This window comes from Mesorhizobium sp. M0590 (assembly GCF_040320905.1).
Taxonomy (GTDB): domain Bacteria; phylum Pseudomonadota; class Alphaproteobacteria; order Rhizobiales; family Rhizobiaceae; genus Mesorhizobium.
Window position 1 is genome coordinate 698,871 of record NZ_JAMYQN010000001.1, and the last position, 21,308, is coordinate 720,178.

At 59.8% G+C, this 21,308-nt stretch carries 14 protein-coding genes and 2 pseudogenes; 3 read left to right on the forward strand and 13 right to left on the reverse strand.

The annotated features are described in order from the left end of the window. Window positions 1-354: 354 nt before the first annotated feature. The 5 genes and pseudogenes from NKI52_RS03535 to NKI52_RS03555 form a co-directional block, all read right to left on the reverse strand. Entirely contained in the window at window positions 355-1,425 is a 1,071-nt protein-coding gene (locus NKI52_RS03535; RefSeq protein WP_352697027.1) for an adenylate/guanylate cyclase domain-containing protein, read from the reverse strand. 3 nt (window positions 1,426-1,428) lie between these two features. Continuing rightward, window positions 1,429-1,920: a Rab family GTPase gene (locus NKI52_RS03540; protein ID WP_254818889.1), complete on the reverse strand. Its 492-nt coding sequence runs from the start codon at window positions 1,918-1,920 to the stop codon at window positions 1,429-1,431. A gap of 15 nt (window positions 1,921-1,935) precedes the next feature. Next, window positions 1,936-4,506, reverse strand: coding sequence for an OmpA family protein (locus NKI52_RS03545; RefSeq protein WP_352697029.1), 2,571 nt, complete (start codon window positions 4,504-4,506; stop codon window positions 1,936-1,938). A gap of 94 nt (window positions 4,507-4,600) precedes the next feature. Continuing rightward, window positions 4,601-5,266: a DUF3450 domain-containing protein gene (locus NKI52_RS03550; RefSeq protein WP_031211579.1), complete on the reverse strand. Its 666-nt coding sequence runs from the start codon at window positions 5,264-5,266 to the stop codon at window positions 4,601-4,603. A 612-nt stretch (window positions 5,267-5,878) separates the two neighbouring features. Beyond that, a pseudogene (locus tag NKI52_RS03555) lies at window positions 5,879-6,024 on the reverse strand (IS110 family transposase); the annotation flags it as partial. A gap of 161 nt (window positions 6,025-6,185) precedes the next feature. On the opposite strand from NKI52_RS03555, the gene NKI52_RS03560 reads away from it, so the two are divergent. Next, a complete protein-coding gene (locus NKI52_RS03560; protein WP_352697031.1) occupies window positions 6,186-9,158 on the forward strand; it encodes a trifunctional glycosyltransferase/class I SAM-dependent methyltransferase/polysaccharide deacetylase in 2,973 nt (990 codons plus the stop codon). A gap of 85 nt (window positions 9,159-9,243) precedes the next feature. Here the strand turns inward: NKI52_RS03560 and NKI52_RS03565 are convergent, their stop codons facing one another. Further along, on the reverse strand, window positions 9,244-9,924 hold the full coding sequence (locus tag NKI52_RS03565) for a redoxin domain-containing protein (RefSeq protein ID WP_023675975.1): 681 nt from the start codon (window positions 9,922-9,924) through the stop codon (window positions 9,244-9,246). A 19-nt stretch (window positions 9,925-9,943) separates the two neighbouring features. After that, window positions 9,944-13,243, reverse strand: a complete 3,300-nt coding sequence (locus NKI52_RS03570) for an adenylate/guanylate cyclase domain-containing protein (protein WP_352697033.1) — start codon at window positions 13,241-13,243, stop codon at window positions 9,944-9,946. A gap of 203 nt (window positions 13,244-13,446) precedes the next feature. Between NKI52_RS03570 and NKI52_RS32715 the strand changes: the two are divergent. Then, window positions 13,447-13,675: pseudogene (locus NKI52_RS32715) on the forward strand (adenylate/guanylate cyclase domain-containing protein); the annotation flags it as partial. 97 nt (window positions 13,676-13,772) lie between these two features. Here the strand turns inward: NKI52_RS32715 and NKI52_RS03575 are convergent. The 3 genes from NKI52_RS03575 to NKI52_RS03585 all read right to left on the reverse strand — a co-directional run bounded on the left by NKI52_RS03575 (window position 13,773) and on the right by NKI52_RS03585 (window position 16,786). After that, the gene (locus tag NKI52_RS03575) at window positions 13,773-15,158 is read right to left on the reverse strand and encodes a hypothetical protein (protein WP_352697035.1); all 1,386 of its coding nucleotides are present in this window, start codon (window positions 15,156-15,158) and stop codon (window positions 13,773-13,775) included. 203 nt (window positions 15,159-15,361) lie between these two features. Next, on the reverse strand, window positions 15,362-15,886 hold the full coding sequence (locus tag NKI52_RS03580; RefSeq protein WP_352697037.1) for a GNAT family N-acetyltransferase: 525 nt from the start codon (window positions 15,884-15,886) through the stop codon (window positions 15,362-15,364). Window positions 15,887-15,961: 75 nt separating this feature from the next. After that, a complete protein-coding gene (locus NKI52_RS03585; protein ID WP_352697039.1) occupies window positions 15,962-16,786 on the reverse strand; it encodes a hypothetical protein in 825 nt (274 codons plus the stop codon). A 204-nt stretch (window positions 16,787-16,990) separates the two neighbouring features. Between NKI52_RS03585 and NKI52_RS03590 the strand changes: the two genes are divergently transcribed. After that, window positions 16,991-18,406: an adenylate/guanylate cyclase domain-containing protein gene (locus tag NKI52_RS03590; protein WP_352697040.1), complete on the forward strand. Its 1,416-nt coding sequence runs from the start codon at window positions 16,991-16,993 to the stop codon at window positions 18,404-18,406. Between the two features lie 37 nt (window positions 18,407-18,443). Here the strand turns inward: NKI52_RS03590 and NKI52_RS03595 are convergent, their stop codons facing one another. From NKI52_RS03595 to NKI52_RS03605, 3 genes are all read right to left on the reverse strand, one after another. Beyond that, on the reverse strand, window positions 18,444-18,923 hold the full coding sequence (locus NKI52_RS03595) for a class I SAM-dependent methyltransferase (protein WP_352457162.1): 480 nt from the start codon (window positions 18,921-18,923) through the stop codon (window positions 18,444-18,446). Between the two features lie 207 nt (window positions 18,924-19,130). Further along, window positions 19,131-20,312 carry an ABC transporter permease gene (locus NKI52_RS03600; RefSeq protein ID WP_352697042.1) on the reverse strand — a complete coding sequence of 394 codons (1,182 nt, stop codon included), beginning with the start codon at window positions 20,310-20,312 and terminating at the stop codon, window positions 19,131-19,133. After that, window positions 20,309-21,307: an ABC transporter permease gene (locus NKI52_RS03605; protein ID WP_023675966.1), complete on the reverse strand. Its 999-nt coding sequence runs from the start codon at window positions 21,305-21,307 to the stop codon at window positions 20,309-20,311. The genes NKI52_RS03600 and NKI52_RS03605 overlap by 4 nt, the downstream gene beginning before the upstream one ends. Window position 21,308 lies beyond the last annotated feature (1 nt).

The following is a 21,308-nucleotide window of genomic DNA, read 5'->3' on the forward strand; positions in this document are numbered from 1 at the left end:
CCTTCCGGTCAGATTGGCGAGCAACGACATCTATGTCCGTTGTTGCCCTACCTTGAAGAAACCGATGTTGCGGTGCAAGACGTCATCGTTCCGAGCCAGACCGTTGCGCCGGGTACTTGGCGGTGTTTATTTAGCCGCGGGGGCAGGGCATTCCGACCTCGGCCCAGGCCTCCGGCCAGTTCTATGAACTGGGCATCGACGTTAAATCTCAGGAACTGATTTCCTGAGTTGACCAGGACAGACCTTTGGCGGTCGCTCGGTGGTCAACTGCTTCGCGCACCGCTGCGGACATTCGAAACCATGATGTTGCTTGAGATGCAATGCGCTTCCGGGTCGGCACTGCCATGCGGCAAATCAGGCCGGGAGCCGCCACATTCGCACACGACCTGTACCACGCAATTCCGTTTCCTCGAGCGGGTCGCAAGCAAAATTTGGTCCAAGCAGTTGATGAGTTGCATCCGAAATACGGATTTCATCGGGCTCCGCGGACGTTTGGATACGTGCGGCGAGATTAACGGTGTCGCCCCATAGGTCATAGGCAAACCGCCTTTTGCCTATGACGCCCGCCACGATTGGTCCTGAGTGAATTCCAATTCTGAGTCTTATCGGTTCTCCTGCGAAGCGTTCGAGCTTAACCGCCTTCCGCAGTTCAAGCGCATAGTGCGCAAGGGCTTCCGCATGATCGGATCGCGCGGCGGGCAGGCCAGCGACCACCATCACACAATCGCCGATTGTCTTGATCTTTTCGCAGCCGTATCGCTCCGAGAGCAGATCCGCCGCTTTGAAGAAGTAATTTAAAATAGCGAGCGTCGTCACGGCTCCGACGTTCCGCGCTCTTTCCGTAAAACCGACGATGTCGGCAAAAAGCACACTCACCTCTGCGTAGTTGTCTGCAATTTCTTCGTGCGCTTTTAGCCGCTCCGCGATAGACGCCGGAAGAATGTTGAGGAGCAGGGCTTCGGCGCGCTGGTATTCACGCGACAATCCCTCTTGGCTCGCCCTCAACGCCTCGTTCATCGATTGTAATTTCTCGTTGAGTTGACGCTCCCTCTCTTGCAGGAGCGTCATTTCATAAGCCTTCTGTTGAAGCCGCTGCCTATTGTCGCGTTCGGCATTGGCGTCAAGAAAGAGCAGCCACACGCAGGCATTGTCAGCAAAAAGATGGAGGTCCGCGACACGCCCGCTGGGAAGTTCGACCATGGCCATATCATATGGAAGCTCCGGGCAGGGCAACAAACCTTCCATGAATTCAAGCTGCTCGGCAACAGGCTTACCTATGCGAACTGACGAGAGTCCGTAATGTTTAACGTTACCGCCCTTCGCAGCTATGCAAAGCTGGGCGTCGATTTTCAGATATGCGACCGAGCGCTCGTTGTAGAAGAAATCGTAAATCCAGCTTCTAACTTCTCTTGGCAAGACATGCATGGTTTATTTGCTGACCATCGAAGCAAGTTGACGAAACGCATCATCAACATGTTCACCCGAAAGCGCACTTGTTAGATAGATTTGCCATCCAAGTTGCCTCAGTTCGTCAATTTCACTATCCGATATTGCCCACCGATCGGCCAGATCGGATTTGTTGAACAGCAATACAAACGGCATAGCGCCGAATTCAGCCTCGGCCCGCTCGCGCAACGTGAGCGCCACGGCAAGAGTAGCAGCGCGTGTTCCATCGACGACAAGCACGAGCCCACTCGCACCTCGCACATAGCTGACGCGGAATGAGCCGATATCGTCTTCGCCGGCCAAATCCCACAAAATCAGATCCACGGTTTTGTCCGGGAATGCGACACTCTTCTTGTCGATTTTCACTCCCACCGTGGTCAAGTAGGTTTCTGAAAAGATGCTTTGCACAAACCTGCGAACCAGACTCGTCTTTCCGACAGCGAACCCGCCCAACATGCAGATCTTCTTTTGCAATATCCTGGGCTCCGCCTAGTGGAAGTTTACCGTAACCGAAACTCTGCGGTTGGCGGAGTTCCCGGTTCGGCTATTTTCAATCTCCGCTGGCTCAAAGGTGCCCGCGCCGCGAACCAAGAGCAACTCCGGATCGACGCCGCGCTTCTTGAGAAGCGCACGAACTGTTTCCGCGCGCGCGGCGCTGATTGACAACTTGGCCGTTTCACGGCCCGTCTCGTCCGAATGGCCGGTCAACATGAACTGTGCTGTTACGCCTGCCTTGCGGGCGTCCTTGGCCAATTCCTTCAACTGATTCGCCAATTTGTCGAGAACCGGCAGTTGCTCCGGTCCCGGTACAGCCTTGCCAGAATCGAACAAAATGTCGACCGCTTGAATAGCCTCCCTCAAATGCGTGAGTTGCGGAGGGGTCAACTCACGCAGCTCGGAGATTTCTAGAGAGAGTCCGTCCGCGGACAGCTGTTGGGCGGCGACCCGCGCCCGATCTATCCAGGCGGCAGGAGCCTCACCCTGGGCAACGATGCGATCCTTGATGATCGAAAGCCGTACTGAATCCGGCGGAGTCAGCGACGCCATCAGCCGCTTCACCACGAACTTCGGATCAAGGCTTTGATAGAATTGCCACTGTGAATGAACGCGAGCAGGATCGACCCCTGTTCCGGACAGCAGAGCCTTCGGGTCGGCGGCCTGCGGGTCTCTCAGGCCGGAAATATAGAAATGTCCGCCCCTCGCCGTTTGTTGGCCGATGATGATTCCCGCTTGGGCCTCCAGTCGCGACACATAAGTCTGCCAGTGCTCCGCCGCGCGTGCTTCGGGGCTCACATCACGAACCTTGGAGATGTCGAATTCCGGTCCGCCTGCCGAAAGCTGTCGGGCCGCTGCGCGTGCGCGATCTATCCAGGTGTCGGGAGCCTCACCCTCGGCAACGATGCGATCATTGACGATCGAAAGTCGTACTGAATCCGGCGGAACCAGCGACACCATCAGCCGCTTCAGGACGAACTTCGGATCAAGGCTCTGATAGAATTGCCACTGCGAATGAACGCGGGCGGGATCTACCTCCGTTCCGGACAGCAGAGCCTGCGGGTCGGCGGCAAGCGGGTCTCTCAGGCCGGAAATATAGAAATGTCCGCCCCTCACCGTTTGTTGGGCGACGATGATTCCCGCTTGGGCCTCCAGTCGCGACACATAGGCCTGCCAGCGCTCCGCCGCGCGTGCTTCGGGGCTCACGTCACGAACCTTGGAGATATCGAATTCCGGTCCGCCTGCCGAAAGTTGTTGGGCCGCTGCGCGCGCCCGATCTATCCAGGTGTCGGGAGCCTCCCCCTCGGCAACGATGCGATCATTGACGATCGAAAGTCGTACTGAATCCGGCGGAACCAGCGACGCCGTTAGCCGCTTCAACACGAACTCCGGATCAAGACTCTGATAGAATTGCCACTGCGAATGAACGCGAGCAGGATCGACCTGCGTTCCGGCCAACAGAGCCTGCGGGTCGGCGGCAAGCGGGTCTCTCAGGCCGGCAATATAGAATTGGCCATCGCGCACCTTTTGTTCGGCAACGATGATGCCCGGCTGGGTCCCCAGTCGCGACACATAGGCCTGCCAGCGCTGCCCGGATTGCCAGGAAAGAAAGAACCAACCGCCTGCCGGAATCAAAACCAGCAGGACTGCAGCGACTACCAGCCACGGAAATCCCTGGTTTGATTCCTCCTGCTTCAGTTCAACGCAGGTCTGCAACTGCGTCTCTACGCCGGCCAACTGCGAACTGTCGCCGTCAAACTGCTCTAGAGCCTGTGAGCATTCATCATGGATGCGAAGCAATACATCGCGAATTATTTCATGTAATTCCTCCGGCGGATTTCCCCGGATCACCGCAACCAAGGTCGCAAACGGTCCAACTTCCGACCAGAGACGAAGCTCTCCGAAACGAATAGTGTCCAGGCCACTCTGTTCTTTCTCGTTAAATGAGTCTTTTACAAAATCTTGAATTGCACTAAGCATAGACGAAATGAGTTGAGGATCTTCGCTAGTTGCATTATCGGCAGTTACATGCGCTATCAAAAGCCCGGAATTGCGATTGATGAGAAACACATGCTCCACACGATAGACAAGAGAATGCTTAAGAACAACTTCTGAGAAACTTGCACCTGTTCTCCAAGCTTCAAATCTCCACTTGAGTCCATGCCAGGTAAATATATGTCTTAAAGTTTCATTCAGCGATTGAAAGGTCTGGTCGATCTTTTCGCCGATCGACTTGCGAATAGCCGGCAGAAACACCGGGTACAATATATCCGTCAGCGTACGCGGGCTCTTCTGGATGGACCGTTGCACGGCCCTCTCGACAGCTGGCGCAAGGGCCTCTCCGAGTTGCGCATGAGGCGCACGTGTGGCTGCACTGGGGAGAACGCTCCCCACTGCAGCCGCAAGCTGCTCGGGTTCGTCGAGCAGGTGCGTAACTCGTGAAAGCTCCGAAATTTCGCGGCCGACCAGCAACTGGCGCAGCGTTTCCATGCGAGGGTCGGCGGTTGGGATTCCGTCGAGACGCGCACGATAGTCCGGATCAACGTTCCGGGCAATTTCGATCAAAAGGCGAGCCAGAGCCTCGCGATCAATCTCTGTATCGTTCGAAGCTGCTCTTTGAGGGAGGCTGATTGGGTCGACAGTCGACGTCAAGTTCCGATCAACTCACTTTCCAGGTACGCTCCGAGTTGTTCTTGCTGCCGACGGGATCCTGATTTAGACATTTTGCAACCTCGACAAACAGGCCAGCCAAAAGATTTCGGTCGGTCTTGACATTGCCGAGATCGGAAAACATCTTCTCCATCAGCATCTGAATGCTTTCATTCTTTTGCTTGATTTCCTCACGCAGCAAATGATCATTTCGATTTATCCGGTCCGCAACTTCCCGCTCAAGCTCGCTCAACTGATCCGACAACGCGCGCACCTGCTTTTCGAGCGCCTGATTTTGCTCGCGAAGATTCCGGTCAATCTCCTTGTCGGCGTCGGCTCGCGCGTCTTTTTCGTTCCGCAATTGCGCCGCAAGCGAGTCGACCTGCTTCTTTGCATTTGACTCGTACATTTCAAGATTGCGCTTGGCCTCGGATTCGACATCCTTGAAGCGCTGCAAGACCCGTTCTTCAAGCTTGGAAAAGCGGCGGTCATAGTCCTGCATCTGGTTGCCGAACAGCAGATCACGTATCTTGTCGACACCTACAGCGTCGCCGGGGGCCCCGCTCTCGCGAGCCTGGCCCGCCATGAAGGTCAGCCCGCTTCCGTCTGCATTACTTATCAGATTTGCGTCCGCTTTATTTGCTGAAGAAGCGGTATTCGAAGATTCCTTGGCCATCTTTATGCCCCCTTCTTTGAACAATTGCCACAGTGCACCACTCAGAAACCAGCAAGCATGCCAGCAAAATACCCGGCTAGCAAGCCGGAATCTTCTTGGCTTAAGCCAATTCGTGCCTCCCTTTTACATCTCTTGGACTAGCAGCAAATGCACGAGTTCCGATTGATGTCGCTCTCGCATCTCTTTGTGATAGCAGCCATAACCGGCTAATCTAATCGATCATTGGACGCAATCTACTATCGAAATGAGTAATACAATGTCAGGCTATAGCTACTGGAGCGCAATTAAGTAGCGCAGATTCATTAGACGTGTCTAAAGTAGCTGGTCTGGCGGTGCACGTACCATCTCGCACCCGACTGTATACTGCGACGATCAGCTTCCGATGCGGGCCCAACGGTAGAAGGAAGGTCTTCTTTCGCACGGAGAATGGCTGTTCGAGAATGCACCTCGGAATCGAGGCGTTTCGGTCGATAGGAGGGGGGCGACGGTCCCAATAACTGCAGTCATTCACACCAAAGCTTCAGTGGGCGGCATTTGTTGCGCCCCCAATTGCAAAAGACGTCAGGTTGCCATAGCTATTGCACTCATACGGTGCCCGGGACCGCCGCCTGTGGTCATGGCGCCGACTCCGGGGATCGACATGAGTATGCGGCATGCTTGGCTTTGACGTGCATCTGCGACAGCTGGCGCCCAAGCTCGGCGGCACGGATGCGAATGCTGTGCCAGGCTTCCAACTTCGGTAGCACGACAGGAGCAAGCTCGCTCTGCAGCCAAATGGCGGCGTCGCGGCGGCTCGGAAGAGGTCGCAGGAGACTGTTTGGACGCAGCGTCCCTGAGGACCGTTTCCTTTGGCAGGAAATCGCCGGCTATGTTTCGGGACTCTTGTTCTACCTTCGAACCAACGCGCGGGTTACACGGCGTGGCGCATAATCCCTTGGTTTCAATCGTGGTTCCTGCGCACAACGCGGAGGTAACGCTGGCGCGCGCACTCGATTGCCTTCTCGATCAGGAAATAGTGGATTGGGAGGCGATCATCGTCGACGACGCCTCCACGGACCGCACCCCCGCGATCATCGCCGGTTATGTGGAGCACGATGCCCGGTTTCGGACGTTGAGCTCTTGCGCGTATAGCGCCGCCGGCGCGCGCAATATCGGGATGTCGACAGCGCGCGGCCACTGGCTCATGTTTCTGGATGCGGACGATTGGGTGGATGCCAGCTTCCTTGCCAAAATGCTGGCCGCACTGAAATCCGCTCCCGATGCAGTGGCTGCCTATTGCGGTTCCCGACGCGTGATGCCCGATGGCGAACTCACGGCGTCGAGCATCGCGATGGAGGTTGCGATCCAGCCCTTCGAAACATTCGCCCGCCGGTGTGCCGTCCGCACTCACGCGCTGCTGGTCGATCGGGAGATAATTGTCGAGTTGGGCGGTTTCGACGTGTCGCTGCGCACCTGCGAGGACTGGGATCTGTGGCAGCGCCTCGCACGTCTAGGCAAAAATTGGGTGATGGTCGACGAGCCGCTCGCTTTTTATCGGGTCAGCCCCAACTCGCTCAGCCGCAATTCGACGCAGGTGCTGGCAGATGCGGAAATCGTGATCGCCCGCGGCTTTTCCGCCGATCCCAGGGTCAAACACCCGGCATCGGCTCACGCCAATGGAGCGACCGACGCGAACGGCCACACCGCTTCAGAAGCACTCGCGTGGTTCGCGTTGTGGAACGCCGCATCGGATTGCGGCTGCGGCTCGCGCTCGATCAACCCGCAGTCCCTGCGCACGCTCCCGGCAGGACGTAAGTGGGCGCGTGAGATCGCCAAGGTGGCCGTCGATGGCCTTATGGTAGGAAGCCTGTCGGTGCCAGCGCAATTGGCTGCCAGGTGGGACAGGTTCGGCGGCTCCCTCACCGAGTTGATCATCGAACTCGGCAAGGTCTGGAATAATCCCGACGCGGCTCGCCGCGTGCAGTATCACTTTGAGCAAATGCTGCTCGATGTCGACGATCTTGCCGCGCCGCGCAGGCTGGCGCGGACACTTGGAATTCGTGTCGACGCGCGAAATCCGGCCTCGATCGAAGTACCGGAAGGAATCGATCAAATCTATGCCCATCTGATAATGGATGGCCAGATCGAGGCTCTCGTGCAGTTCGGCGTACTCGGGAGAGTGACAAGGCGTCATTGGATTGAATTGATCCTGAATTTCGTGCCCCCTGAGCGGCCTATGCACAGTGCCGCGCGACTTGCGAGGCGATCGCCTGTAGATGCACCGCAAAAGGGCGCCGGTGCCGACAAGTCAAACATGTTTGCAGCCGAGGCATTGTTGTCCATGGCGGGACGCCGGTCTGATCGGGACAGCCATTTCGGCAAACTCGCGGGATTGGCCGCGGAAGCGCAGGCGCTGGTTCGGTCGAGCGCCGAAACTAAAGAGCCTTTTACAGCGCCGCGCCGTGCACGGGCCGCGGATGGGCGCGACAATGATCGCACATCTTTTTGGAATCGCCATTTCGCGACCGAGGATCCCTGGAACTACGGTTCGCCCTATGAGCAGGAAAAATATGAGCGGCAGCTCGAAATTCTGCCTGCCGGTCCCATCGGACGGGCGCTTGAGCTGGCCTGCGCGGAGGGCCACTTCACGCGGCAGCTGGCGCCGCGCGTGGGCCATTTGACCGCAACTGACATCTCCGCCGTAGCCGTCGGACGGGCGCGCGCGCGATGCAGCGATCAGCCGAATGTTGAGTTCGGCGTACTGGATTTCTCTGCGGACACGCTGCCGGGCGAAATGGATCTGATTGTGTGTTCGGAAGTGCTCTACTACCTGGATGATCTCGCCGATGTGCGGCGCATCGCCAAAAAACTCATTGAGGCGTTGGCGCCTGGCGGCAGTTTCATCAGCGCACACGCATTCGTGCTACGAGACAATGTTGGAAGGACGGGCTTCGACTGGAACACATTCGGTGCACAAGCGATCTCAGAGACGCTGGCAGCGACCGACGGCCTCGTCCTCGAGCAATCGATCCAGACCGAGCTCTATCGCATAGACCGCTTCCGCCGCCTGTCACCAGGCGACGTGGCGACGGAACCGATGGTAGATCATATGCCAATCCGCGCACCCGTTGAAATCGGGGTAGCGCGAAATATCGTCTGGGGCGGGGCGCGGGCCTTGCGCCGCGACGTGGCACGTAGCGAGCGGCGGCAGCGTATCCCCGTCCTCATGTATCACAGCGTCGCCGATGATGGTCCGGCCGCGCTCGCCCGTTTTCGGCTCGCGCCCGCCGCATTCGCCAGCCAAATGGCATGGCTGCGCGCCAATGGCTTTCACGCGATTAGGTCCGAGCAGCTGGAATGGTTCATCGTCAACCGTCAGCCTTTCGTTGGCCGCCCAGTGCTCATCACGTTCGATGACGGCTTCCAGAACTTTGCCGACCATGCCTGGCCGGCCTTGCGCACGAACGATCTGACCGCGGAAGTGTTCCTGGTGACGGACCTGGTGGGTGAAAGTGCACAATGGGACGCCTACAGCGGCCCGCCGACGCAGCTTATGGACGCCGGGACGGTGCGACGCCTCGCCGGCGAAGGTGCGTTCTTCGGAAGCCATCTGGCGACGCATCGCGCGATCGATGGTCTGTCGAGCTCTGACTTGGCCGCCGAGCTCCTGCGCTCTCGTATGTTCATCGAACGATGGACCGGTCGGCCAACCACGGCGTTCGCGGCACCCTTCTCTGTCACCGACCGACGGCTTGGCAGGCTGGCCAAGGAGTGCGGCTATCGAATCGGCTTCGGCGGCAGACACGGGCCGGCGGACCTCGATTGCAATCCCATCGACCTTCCGCGCATCGAGATTCGCGGAGATCACTCGCTCGATGACTTTGTTGGCAAAGTCGAGGCCGTGCTCGCATGAACGGTGAACTTGTCAGTATCTAGATTTGTAACAAATTGGTTCCGCTTTTTATTCGGTGTCCCGCCCGCTTACCTCGTTCGCAAGTCTATTGGGCGACTTGGGATACGGCTGACATCAGCTCCTGCGGGCTTGGCGCCCCAAACATGTATCGCCCACCCTCTGGAACCTCCGTGAAGCTCCAGCGGACGATCCCCTGCCGGTCCAGCAGGAACTGACCGACCAATTGTCCGTGTCCCGTTGCTAGCATCTGCTCGTCGGCTTCGGTCAGCTCGTAATGGTCCCTCTTGTTAAGGATTTCGCTGGCCGCAAGAGGATCCATAGGACCGGGCAACTCGCCTGGTATGTCGACCCGCATATCCTTTGCCGCTGCCATCGAGACCTTGTATGGCCAGTTCGTCTCGTTTTGGGTGAATTCGAGATTGGGCAGTCCAAAAGCACGATGTGAAGCGCGTTCAGGATCGGAGGCCGCAAGCAGATTCGGCATCGGATGGTAGCGGAAATAGAGACGCGCCCGTTCGATCGGCGTGTTGACCACCGTCAGGCTCTCCACGCCCTTTTCGCGCAGCTCCGGATCAAGCCGCGCCTGGGCGGCGATATGGCGCCGGCAAAACGCGCAATGCAGACCTCGAAACAGGCCGACCAGCACCGGTTTTTGGCCGCGAAAATCGTCAAGCGCGATCTTGCCTTCCTGGGTAATGGCGTCGAGTACCACGTTTGGCGCACGGTCGCCCGGTTGAAGCGGCACCAAGTCACTACGCGCGGACATTTCCAACCTCCAACCCCGGCTAGTCGAGAAAAGGCAGCACCACAAGCGCTTCCGGGTCGAGCCCGTGCTGGGCGCATATACCCTGCGCCAGGGAAAAGTAGCGTTCGGCCTCGGCCAGATTGTCGAGGTCGAGATTAAGCGTTGCAAGACCATCATAACACGGAAACAGCAGTTGGGGTTCGCCCGTTTCGCGAGCTACGTCCAGTGCTTCGTGGAACAACCCAACCGCCAGGTCCGGACGGCCGTTGCACTGATGGATCTGCCCAAGCACGATCAACGGCACCGGCAGGTGCTCGCGCTGGTCGAGCGCCCGGTCGATCTCGATGGCCTTCTCGGCAGCAGGCACGCCCTCCGTTGGACAGCGATCCGTGAAAGTACAACAAGCGACCGCCAGATTGGCGAGGAGGCGCGCCTGGAAACCCAAATCACCAATACGGCGCGCCACTTCAAGACCGCGCCGACAGACCTCCATCGCCTTTGCGGGATCGATGGTCGTGTAAAGCACGCCGAGATTGGTGTAGCCGCGGCAGGCCGCGCCCAGCAGACCGGCGGCTTCGGCCAATTCAATGCTACGCTCAACCTGACGCACGGCCTCACGGTTTCGCCCAAGGCGAGCCAGCGCGACAGCCTTGGTATTGAGTGCCTCGGCGGTCACAAGAGTGGCATCACACCTTACCTCGGAGACATGCTCCGTTGTCAGTGTGCCTACGCAATCCAGCGCCGCGTCTGCCCATTTTGCCGCGAGAGCGTGATCTCCGCTACGGAACGCCTGTCGGCCACGTTCTTGCCACAGATGCGCCTGCTCGATCGGGGCATCCGCTCCATCGAGGAGCGCTGCCGCCTCAGCATAGCGGGGTTCTGCCTTGTCCCGCTTGCCGACATCCCAGAGTAGCCGACCGATCTTACGCAAAACTCGCGCCGAGGCGACGCGATTGGCCGACTCGCGGTATGCCTGCAACACCGTCTCGTAGTGGTGGTGCGCGATCTCGCGGCGGCCTGCCGGGCCGCTCAAATCGGCAATGCGCTCTGCAATTGCCAGTTTGAGCGGTGTTTGCCCGATCGCGCCCAACGCAGTCAGTGCTCGCTCGTAGAAACGAAGGGCGTCGTCGTTGGCATATATCATGCGAGCGCGATCGCCTGCCGCCTGCAGGTAATGCGCGCCCTTCTCCCGCTCGGCGCTCTGTGCAAAATGATGACCGAGCACGGTCAAATCCTCGAGCCGTTCCGGCTCGTCGCCGCACAGTTGCTCCAAGGCAGCACCGATCCGCCCGTGGATTTCGGTCCGGCGTTGCAGGAGCAGATTCTGGTAGATCACGTCCTGCAGCAATGTTTGCGTAAAGCGGTAGCTTTGAGACGAGACCGAGCCTGATCCAGCAACTTCCTCGATGATTTCCGCATCGCAAAGCAGTTCGCAGCCGGCTTCGAGCCGGCCGGGGTCGGCTGTCACGGTTTTCAGAAGTGTGGCATCGAAGCGCGGGCCGATTACCGCGGCCTCCTGGGCCAACCGGCGCACCTCTTGGGGCAGCCGGTCGACGCGGGCAAGCAACATTGCCTGGATAGTGGCGGGGATGCCGGTTGCGACTTCGCCTGCCACAGTCCGCCATCGCTGGCCCTCTCGCATCAGTACACCGCGATCGATAAGCCCGCGAACGATTTCCTCTACAAAAAGGGGGTTGCCGCCCGCGCGCTCGAGGATCTGGTCGAGAAGCCCTCCCGCGGAGCTTACCCAGCTCTCGCCGAAAAGCGCTGCCAGCAGGCTGCGTCCGTCATCATTGTTGAGTGGCGGAAGCCTGAGCGCTGTGTGACTGACCCGACTTGAGTCGAGCTGGTCGTTGTCCGGCGCCGGACGATGCGTGACCAGCAACATCAACCGCGTGCGTTCCAACCTGTCCATCACGAAACGTAGTGCCTCGAGCGACACGGCGTCGGCCCAGTGTAGGTCTTCGACGACAATCAATAGCGGCGACAACGCAAGCCGCCGTTCGATGATTGTGCGGACTGCGTAGAGAATTTGCCGCCGCAGCTGCTCGGGCTCGACATGCTGCAAGGTGGCATCGGGGTCGCCAAGGCCAAGCACATGGTAGAGCAAAGGCATCAGCCGCTTCGCCTCCTCGCCCTGCAGGCCGAGATCGGCAAGCAAGCCTGCGAGCTTCCCCCGCATTTCGTCCCCATTGTCGTTTTGCATCATCCCGGCAGCGCTGCGCACCACTGCGCCCAAGGCGCCAAAAGATTGTTCACCCAGCGGTGAGCACGTGGCCTGCCGCACGGCGACGTTGCGAAAACGCTCCTCGTCGCCGACGCGGGCGACGAACTCACTCACCAGCCGCGATTTCCCGATGCCGGCTTCTCCGACGAGGCGGACAAGTTGGGCCGAGCCGCCACACGCCTGGTCAAGGCTCGCCATCATTCTATTGAGCTCCGCACCACGACCTATTAGCGGCGCACTGAGGCCGAGCGCCTCGAGCCCGCGCGCTGCACGCGGCACCGCTAGCGGTGCGTCCAGTCGATGAACGAGCACGCTGCCAGCCTTGCCGCGAAACACGACATCACCCAGCGACTCGTAAGAGAAGGCATGCCGGGTCAGCCTGTGAGTGAGCTCGCCTACCAGCACCTCACCCGGTGCGGCCAGCGATTGCAGGCGTTGCGCCGTATTCACTGTGTCGCCGGTCACGGAATAGGATCTGGCGGTGCCGATGCCCAATCCGCCAGTAACGACCGGACCAGTGTTTATGCCGATGTGGAGTAACAGAGGCGAGCCGGAGTGGGGGGTGCTTTCGCCGAGCCGCGCCGTCCGGGCGATCATGTCGAGAGCGGCGCGAAGCGCACGTTCCGGATCGTCCTCATGCGCGACCGGCGCACCGAACAAAGCGAGCAGTGCATCGCCGATGAATTTGTCGACGAAACCACCAAAGTTTCGCACGGCCGCCGTCAATTCCTTGAACAGTTTGTTCTGCAGCGCTTGCATGACCTCGGGGTCGAGCTGCTCGCTGAGTGTCGTAAAGCCGCAAAGGTCGGCGAACAGGACCGTTACCGTCCGGCGATCGGCGTCAGAGACGGGATGCAGCCCTTCTTCGCTTTCGATGTTCGGAAGCAGCGACGGAGTTCGAGAAGGCGGCACAATGGTCCGGCTTGGTGCCGGAGCAGGCCGTTCGACGGCTCTTGCGGGCGCACCGACGCTTGCCCCACATTTCGGACAGAACTCGAAATCAGGTGCGCAGGTGTAGCCGCAACTGGCGCATGGCACGGGCTGGCGCCTGCCACACCTCGGACAGAAGGCGTAACCGCCCTCAATCTCGAAACCGCAGCCCGAGCAGTCCATCGAACAAGACCTCACTAGTGGCCGTGACGGCGTGATCTCGCCCGCACTTCACGGCCAGACTATTCACAAGGATGCACCGATAGTCGTCGACGGGCAAGCGGCAGCGAGCGATCCGTGTGGGTCCGGTGGCAGAGCGCTGCCCTGCGTGGCCGTCGTCTGCGAAAGTTCCCTCTTACCCTCCGTCTTCCTGCTATCATGAAGATGAGGAGGCCGTTGACCTCTTGATGCAACGGGCTGACTCGCAACGCTGTCACCGACGTCTCGCGCGCTTCCGGCCCGCAGCTACGGCCATCTGGGCCGTTTCGCCGAAGCCAGCGCGGCATGGCAGGAGGCGCTTCGCGTCAATCCCGACTATTCGTTGGAATACCGTCGCAAAGTCTTGCCCTACAAGAACCGGTCGATTTCGAACACGTGGTGGATGGGCTCCGCAAGGGGCGGTGCGGTGCAATGACAGGTGAGGCCTATGCGGCCGGATCAGACGCCAGAGGCTCCCCGATAGATCGCCGTCGCTTGCGGTTGCGCACTAGTCTCAGGTCGGCTTGATCTCTGCCTGGCCGATCTTGCGCCATCTGGCGTTTTCGCGAACCAGTTTCAGGTCGTCGGTCGTCTCGGCAAATGTCCGCAATCGGTATTGCCGGAGCAGGTTTGGGAAGAGCGCCACTTCCGGCAGGCCGGCAAGCTGCTCGCGGACTGAGATCTTTTCATCGATGACCCGCATGCCCCAGGCATTTTCCCGAACCTGCAGCTCCGCGGCCAGATCGCGCTCTTCCGGCGCGTTTTCGTCCAGCACGGCCAGAAGGATCGAGTGGAAAAGCGCTACGTAGCCAATCTGTCTCAGGCCGCCCACGACCCGCACGCGCGGCAATATGGCAAGGACGAGGAACGTCAGGAACAAGTTCGGCAGCAGCACGCCTTCCAGCAGCGCCCGCCTGAGATGTGGCCGCTCGAACGGGATGGAAAGACCTTGCGGCCTGTCAGGCTCGATCAGGTGCCCGTTCTCGAGAACGAGCTTGCGCACGCGCTCCTCGCGGATGCCCCAAAAATAGTCCGTGGCATTGGGCAGGAATCTGCCAAATGGGCTCGATGCGGCCTCTTGCCAGGCATGTTCGAGACGCTGGCGTCTTGCGGGTTCAATGAGCAGCCTGGAAAGAAGGCTGCCGTCATATTCCAGATGCCGCGCCATGGCAGCCGCGGCGGCCCGATCATCGGTGAAAACCGGCAGGGCCATGCCGGCACGATCCCAATTGGCGACCAGATCCTGGTTCATGGCAGTCAGCGCATCGGCGGCGGTTTCAAACACCTTGTCCTGGCTGGCAAGCAGTGTGCCCAGCCAGCGGCTGCCATCCGTTTCGTCGCCCACCGCTTCGAGCGCGCGCTTGTTGAGTGAGACGGGACCGGCCACGCAGGCGCTTTTGCGGCACAGTTTGTGGCGCCCCATGCCAAAGAGGTTGATCTTGTCGTCGCCGACGTCGAGCCATCCCGGCCCCTCCCGGCCAACTGTCTCCATGGTCATCGTCGTTCCCATGAAGCCGACGAAGGCCGACAGCCCGTTTTCGACCGCGCCGAGCCAGGCAAGCAGGAGGGCATCGAAGGTGATCCGGTCCATCAGAAGCAGGCAGTGCAGGCCGGACTGAATCACCGGTCTGTGCTCGAACTCGTCGAGGGCTTTGCCGATCTTCTCAGGCTGCATGATCATACCGAGGCGCTGATGCAGGATTTCGCGCAGGATCGAGCGGGCAGCGATCGCCGGGCCCGATGCAGGCCTTGCCACCGGCCGCCAAAGATGGCGGGCGTAGTCGGAAACCGGTGCATTCCAGTTCTGCTCGATGTCGCGCACGACCTCCGGGCAGAGCAGCGACAGCACAGCCAGAATTTCCAGCGGAGGGGTAGGGGTTGGATCAAAGACGGCGGTCATTGGTCCCGTCTAGCCGCTTGCGGTGTAAACGCCAAGCGAGACCAGACTTGCTGGATGCGGCCGGCCCACACATAGATCGTCAACTCGATTAAGATGGCGTGAGACGAAATGGCCGTATCCTACGCAGCTCTCCATGAGCAATCACCTGTTCGCTCGGCACGAATTGTCAGACTGGCTAAACAGCTAACGCCAAACAGCGGATCTTAGAACCGCAGCCGGGCCATGCTCAGGAGGTCGTGGTACTGCCCGTCGGTAAAGCCGGCCTTCACATGCCGGCCTTCGACCTCAAAGCCGTGGCTCTTGTAGAGACGGAGGGCCGCTTCGTTGTCGGCATAGACGGTCAATTCGACCCGCTTCAGGGCGCGCCAGTTGTCGGCCACGTCAAGCAGCGCGCCAAGTATGGCAGAGCCGATACCTTTGCCGACAAAGGCATCGTCAAGGCCAATATTGATCTCGCCGATATGCGAACGGCGCGGTGAACCCTGCACGACCAGGCTGCCATGGCCGACGACCTTGCCGTCCAGTTCGGCAACGATCCAGGTGGTTTCCTGGCCGGACTTGGCGATGCGCCGCTCCACCTGCTCCACCATCTCGAAAGGCATCCTGAGCGTGCCCCAGCGGAAGCCCGGCATGTTGAAGATAGCGCAAAGCGCCTCCGCATCGCTTGGCCGGACGGACCGGAGCAGCGGCTGGATTTTCTCGGAGGGTGGCGAGGTCGTGCTGGTCATGGCGTTCCCCGGCGATGGCAATCGGGCCGGTACGATGCACCGGACGTGACCTGAAAATCCAGCGGTCTCTGCAACCTATGATACCGATTGCGAGCTAAAATACCGGGAGGCGGCGTAGAGTTTGAACACGCCGCTGATGCCTATCCAGCCGAAAAGGGCGAGCCAGCACAATGTCCCGGTCGCCGTCCAGTCGATCCGGTGCACCGCAGCGTCGGTGATGACGACGCCGAGGATGGCAAGCAGGCCAACCAGAAACTGCGCCAGCCCGAGCACCAGCAGTTCCTCGCGCGGCGCGCTTCTCCAGACGAGATATATGCCGCCCGCACCGGCGAGGAAGATGGCGCTGTAGACCTGAGCGTGGAAGGCATCGATCGGCCATGGCCAGATGCCACTGAATGTCAGGGGAAACAGCAACAGGCCGACGCCATAGAGTCCAAGGATCGCGGATTCCGCCGGCATGTAGCCGCGCCATGCGGTATTTAAGGTCACGCCTTTTGCAGAAGGACGGGCCCTGGCCCGCCACAGGAACAGCCCGGATACCGCGACCGAAGCAAGATAGACCAAAAACCACAGCCAGGGCGCTTTGCGCTCGAAGTTGAAATAGCCGAGATTGATGAACGAAGCCACCGACACGATGACGGTGAAGATGAAGGCCATGACGAGCACGAGCCTGCCGGGCGACCAGCGATTCCAGACCAGCAGTGCCGCCATCACGACCATTTCGGCGGTGTAGAAGCCACCGAGGAAGCGCGCATTGAACGGCGTGACGGCCCAAGGCCAGCCCGGTTTCACCAGCGCAGGCATGAAAAACAGGCCGGCGCCTACGATCAGGACGATGATGACCACCGCAGAAAAAAGGCGCAGGGCCGCGGGAAATGGCGGATTGTCGGATGTCGGCATGGGAGAAAATCCCAAAGATGAATGCTCCATGGACCATCATAGTGCTGCTTGCGGCCGGTTAAAATCCGCCGAATGGAAATTGAACGGTCACCAGGCTTATCCATTCGAATGGCCGTACGGTCCGTTTCGAAGTAAGATGGAGCACTCGGACCAAAGACCGGTCCGGTCAAAACGCCTCGGGGTGCATTTTCCGGAGCCTGCACGATGAACGAAGCTCAGGATCTGTTCTCACTTCTGCGACAATCGGCCGATGTCGATCCGCAGGCGATCGACGCGATCAAGCGAACCATCGCGGAGGGCGAGGACCACGAACTTTGCCGCATCAATGCGCCAGCCTTCGCCAGCAAGCATGGCCTCGACGAGGAGCGCGCAATAAGCGCCTTTCTCCATGCGGCGCGGGTGGGCATCTTCGACATTTCCTGGAATGTTCTGTGCCCCGGCTGCGGCGGCGTGCTCGACACCAACGCCACGCTGAAAACCCTGCAAAAGGACGAATACACCTGCGCGCTGTGCTCCGAGGGCTATTCACCGACCCTCGACGAGATGGTCGAGGTGACATTCACCGTCAGTCCCCGCGTGCGCAGGATTGCCGCCCACAATCCACACGAACTGCCGGTGGCGGAATATTTCCGCCAGATCTACTGGGCGTCCGGCGTCGATCTGCCGGAAGAGGATTTCGCGAAAAAGCTGGAAGCGTTCTCGCTGGAGGATATCGAGCTTGCGCCCGGTGAAAAGGCGGTTCTGCCCATACAGCTTCCGTCCGAATTCATCATCGTCTTCGAGCCGGTCACCCATTCAGCGCAGTTCATCGACGGGAAGGGCGAACCAACAAAGGAGCGCCGGAGCCTCTCTTTGGCCTTCGACCGCGACCATGTCCAGAACCAGACGCTGGAGATGCAACCCGGCCCGTTGCGCATTTCGCTGGAAAACCGGACCGACACCCGCGTGCTGCCGACGGTCTTCATCGCCGGCCAGGCATTGCATGATTTCCTGGGAAAACGCCGGCCCTTCCTGACCGCCAAGCGCCTGCTCACCAACCAGACGTTCCGCGATCTCTATCGCACGGATACACTCGACATCAACCAGCGCCTGAAGATCACCAGCCTGACGTTCCTGTTCACCGACCTGCGCGGATCGACCGAGCTTTACGAGCGGGTGGGCGACCTTTCAGCCTTCGATCTCGTGCGCGAGCATTTCCAGGTTCTGCACGAGATCGTCACGGCGGAGGCAGGCGCGGTGGTGAAGACGATCGGTGATGCGGTGATGGCGACCTTCGCGACGCCTGATCGTGCGATTGCTGCAGCCCTCAGGATGCGCGATGCCATGCGTACGCTCAACGACAAGAGCGGGCGCGAGGATCTGCTGCTCAAGATCGGAGTCCATGCCGGCCCCTGCATCGCCGTGTCTATGAATGAGCGACAGGACTATTTCGGCCAGACGGTCAACATTGCTTCGCGGGTCCAGAACCTTGCCAACGCACAGGCGATCTTCGCCACTCGGGCGGTGGTCGACGACAATCTCACCGCCGATCTCTTGCACAGGAACGCGCTGACGCCCGTGCCCCACGAGGTCTCGCTGCGCGGCATTGACCGGGAGATAGCAGTATATACGATCCCCTGAAGGCTTGGCCCCTGAAGATTTGGCTCATCCCGGCCCCTCACACGCGCCTACAGATAAAATAACGATCGGCGGGAACCGAAGGTGGCGGCGGGAGGCGTTGCAACTGCGGGTGATCGAGCGGCGTGCCGCTGACCGCGATGCCGCCGACGCGAAGCAGGCGCGCGGTCAGATCGGGAAGCCAGGTAGAGGTCACTGCATCGCGATCTTCATAGCCGGTGCCGATGTCGGCATGAACAAGAGCGGCGTCGATGCCAATGAACCTGCTCGCCGTCTCGCGTATTTCGCCGAGCACGAGGTTTTCAGCTTCGGGAATTGAGCTGGCGTGTGCGGCAAGTGCGCGGTCGAACGCTACGATCCGGCGTCCGGGCAGGCGCTCGCGCAGATGGTGGAACGTCCGGCCATTGCCGAGGCCGAGCTCGAGCACGGGCCCCTCCATCTTTGCCACCTCGGCGCAGACATGATCAAGTATGTCGCGCTGTGCGGTCATCCTCCGGATGAAACTGTCAAGGCGACTCATGTGCGATTGTATGTCCAGAACCAGTTCACGAAATCAACTGCCCCCGACCAGAGCGTTTCGCGGCTGAAACCCGAGGCCGACGTGTTAAACCCCGATCGAGTCTTGCCGCGTGTAGAGGCGGACGATGAACACTGCAACAAGCGAACAGTTGCCGACAAGGATCATACGGGTGGAGTCGGCGGCACTGCGCGCGGCGGAATAGCGCTGTCACTTGTAGGGGTCCGCGGCGTCCCGCAACCCGTCGCCGAGGAAGTTGAACGCCAAGATGACGAGAACGACGGGGAGCATCGGCAAAAGCAGCCATGGATAGAACGCGATCACGCTGACGCTGCGCGCCTCGGTGAGCAGGATGCCCCAGCTGGTTATCGGTGCCCTCAGCCCGAGCCCGAGGAAGCTCAGCGCCGTCTCGCCCAGGATCATGCCAGGTATGGAGATCGTCGCCGTCGCGATCAGATGCGACATGAAGCCGGGAATGAGATGCCGCCCGATGATGCGGCTGCTTCTGGCGCCCATCAATTGCGCGGCCAGAACGTAATCCTCCTCGCGCAAGGCCAGAAGCTTTGAACGCACGGCCCGCGCCAGTCCGGTCCAGTCGAGCAGCCCGAGGATGACGGTGATGCCGAAATAGATCAGGATCGGACTCCAGGTTATCGGCATAATCGCCGCCAGAGCCAGCCATAGCGGAATGCTGGGGATCGATTGCAGAACTTCGATTATCCGTTGGACGATCAGGTCGAAGATACCGCCGTGATAGCCGGCCAGTCCGCCGATGACAATGCCGAGCAGGAAGCTGAAACTGATGCCGACGAGGCCGATTGTCAGTGAAATGCGTGCGCCATAGATGATGCGCGAGAGCACATCGCGCCCCAGCCTGTCAGTGCCGGCCAGAAAGAGCTGGCCGTTTTCGGCGGGGCAGACAAAATGCCTGTCACCTTCGATAAGGCCCCAGAACCGGTAACTGTCGCCCTTGCAGAAGAAACGGATCCGCTGAACATCATCCTGTTTCTCGACGTAGTTCCGCTTGAGCGTGTCCATATCCAGCGTCATCTGGCGGCCATAGACGAACGGCCCGACGAACTGGCCGTTGTGGAACAGGTGCACTCGCTGCGGCGGCGAATAGATGTAGTCCATGTTGCGCGTGTGCAGATCGTAGGGCGCCAGGAACTCGCAGATCAGTATCCCGAAATAGAGCGCTGCCAGGAATATGCCGGATACAAGGGCAAGCCGGTGCCGACGGAATTTCCACCACATCAGCCGCAGCTGCGACGCCTGAAAGACCTTCGACTGCTCCGGCGTCATCGCCTCGACCGACTGCAGGTCAAAGGGCGCAATGGAAACGTAGTGTTGCAGCGGGGCGCCCGGAGCGGGCAGCGGCGATTGCGTGTTCATTTGGTGCTGCCGCCTTGCAAACGAATTCGCGGATCAAGTAGCGCCAGCGCCAAGTCGGAAATCAGGACGCCGATGACCGTCAGGAAGGCGAGGAACATCAGGAACGACCCTGCCAGATACATGTCCTGGCTTTGCAGCGCCTTGATCAGCATCGGCCCGGTCGTCTCCAAAGACAGCACGATTGCCGTGATTTCGGCGCCGGAGATGATGGCCGGCAGGATAGAGCCGATATCTGAAATGAAGAAATTGAGCGCCATGCGCAGCGGATATTTGACCAGCGCCCTGAAGGGATGAAGGCCTTTGGCGTGCGCGGTCACGACATATTGCTTATGTAGCTCATCGAGCAGATTGGCGCGCAGCCGCCGGATCATGCTTGCCGTGCCCCCGGTGCCGATGATCAAGACCGGAATCCAGAGATGGGCGAGGATCGATTTCGCCTTGGCCCAGCTCATCGGCTCGCCGAGATATTGCTGGTCCATGAGATGGCCGATAGACGTGCCGAACCAGATGTTGGCGAAATACATCAGGATCAGCGCCAGCATGAAGTTCGGAATCGCAAGGCCGAGAAGGCCGAAGAAAGTCAGGCCGTAGTCGCCCCAGCTGTATTGATGCGTGGCGGAGTACATGCCGATCGGAAAGGCGATGAGCCAGGTAAAGATGATCGTGACGAAGGAAACCAGCACCGTCAGCCACATTCGGTCCCCGACGACGTCGCGAACCGGCAGCTCATATTCGAAGGAATAGCCGAAATCGCCGTGCAGCATCCCGCCGACCCAGTAGAAGTAGCGAATGACCGGTGGCTTGTCGAAACCATATTCCTTGCGCATCATCTCGATGCGATCGGAATCCACCGCTTCGCCTTGAGCCCGAAGCTCGGCAACATAGCTGTCGAAATAGTCGCCTGGGGGAAGTTCGATGATCGTGAACACCAGTGCCGATATGACCAGCAGCGTTGGAACCATCACGGCGATACGCCAGACAAAATATCGAAGCACG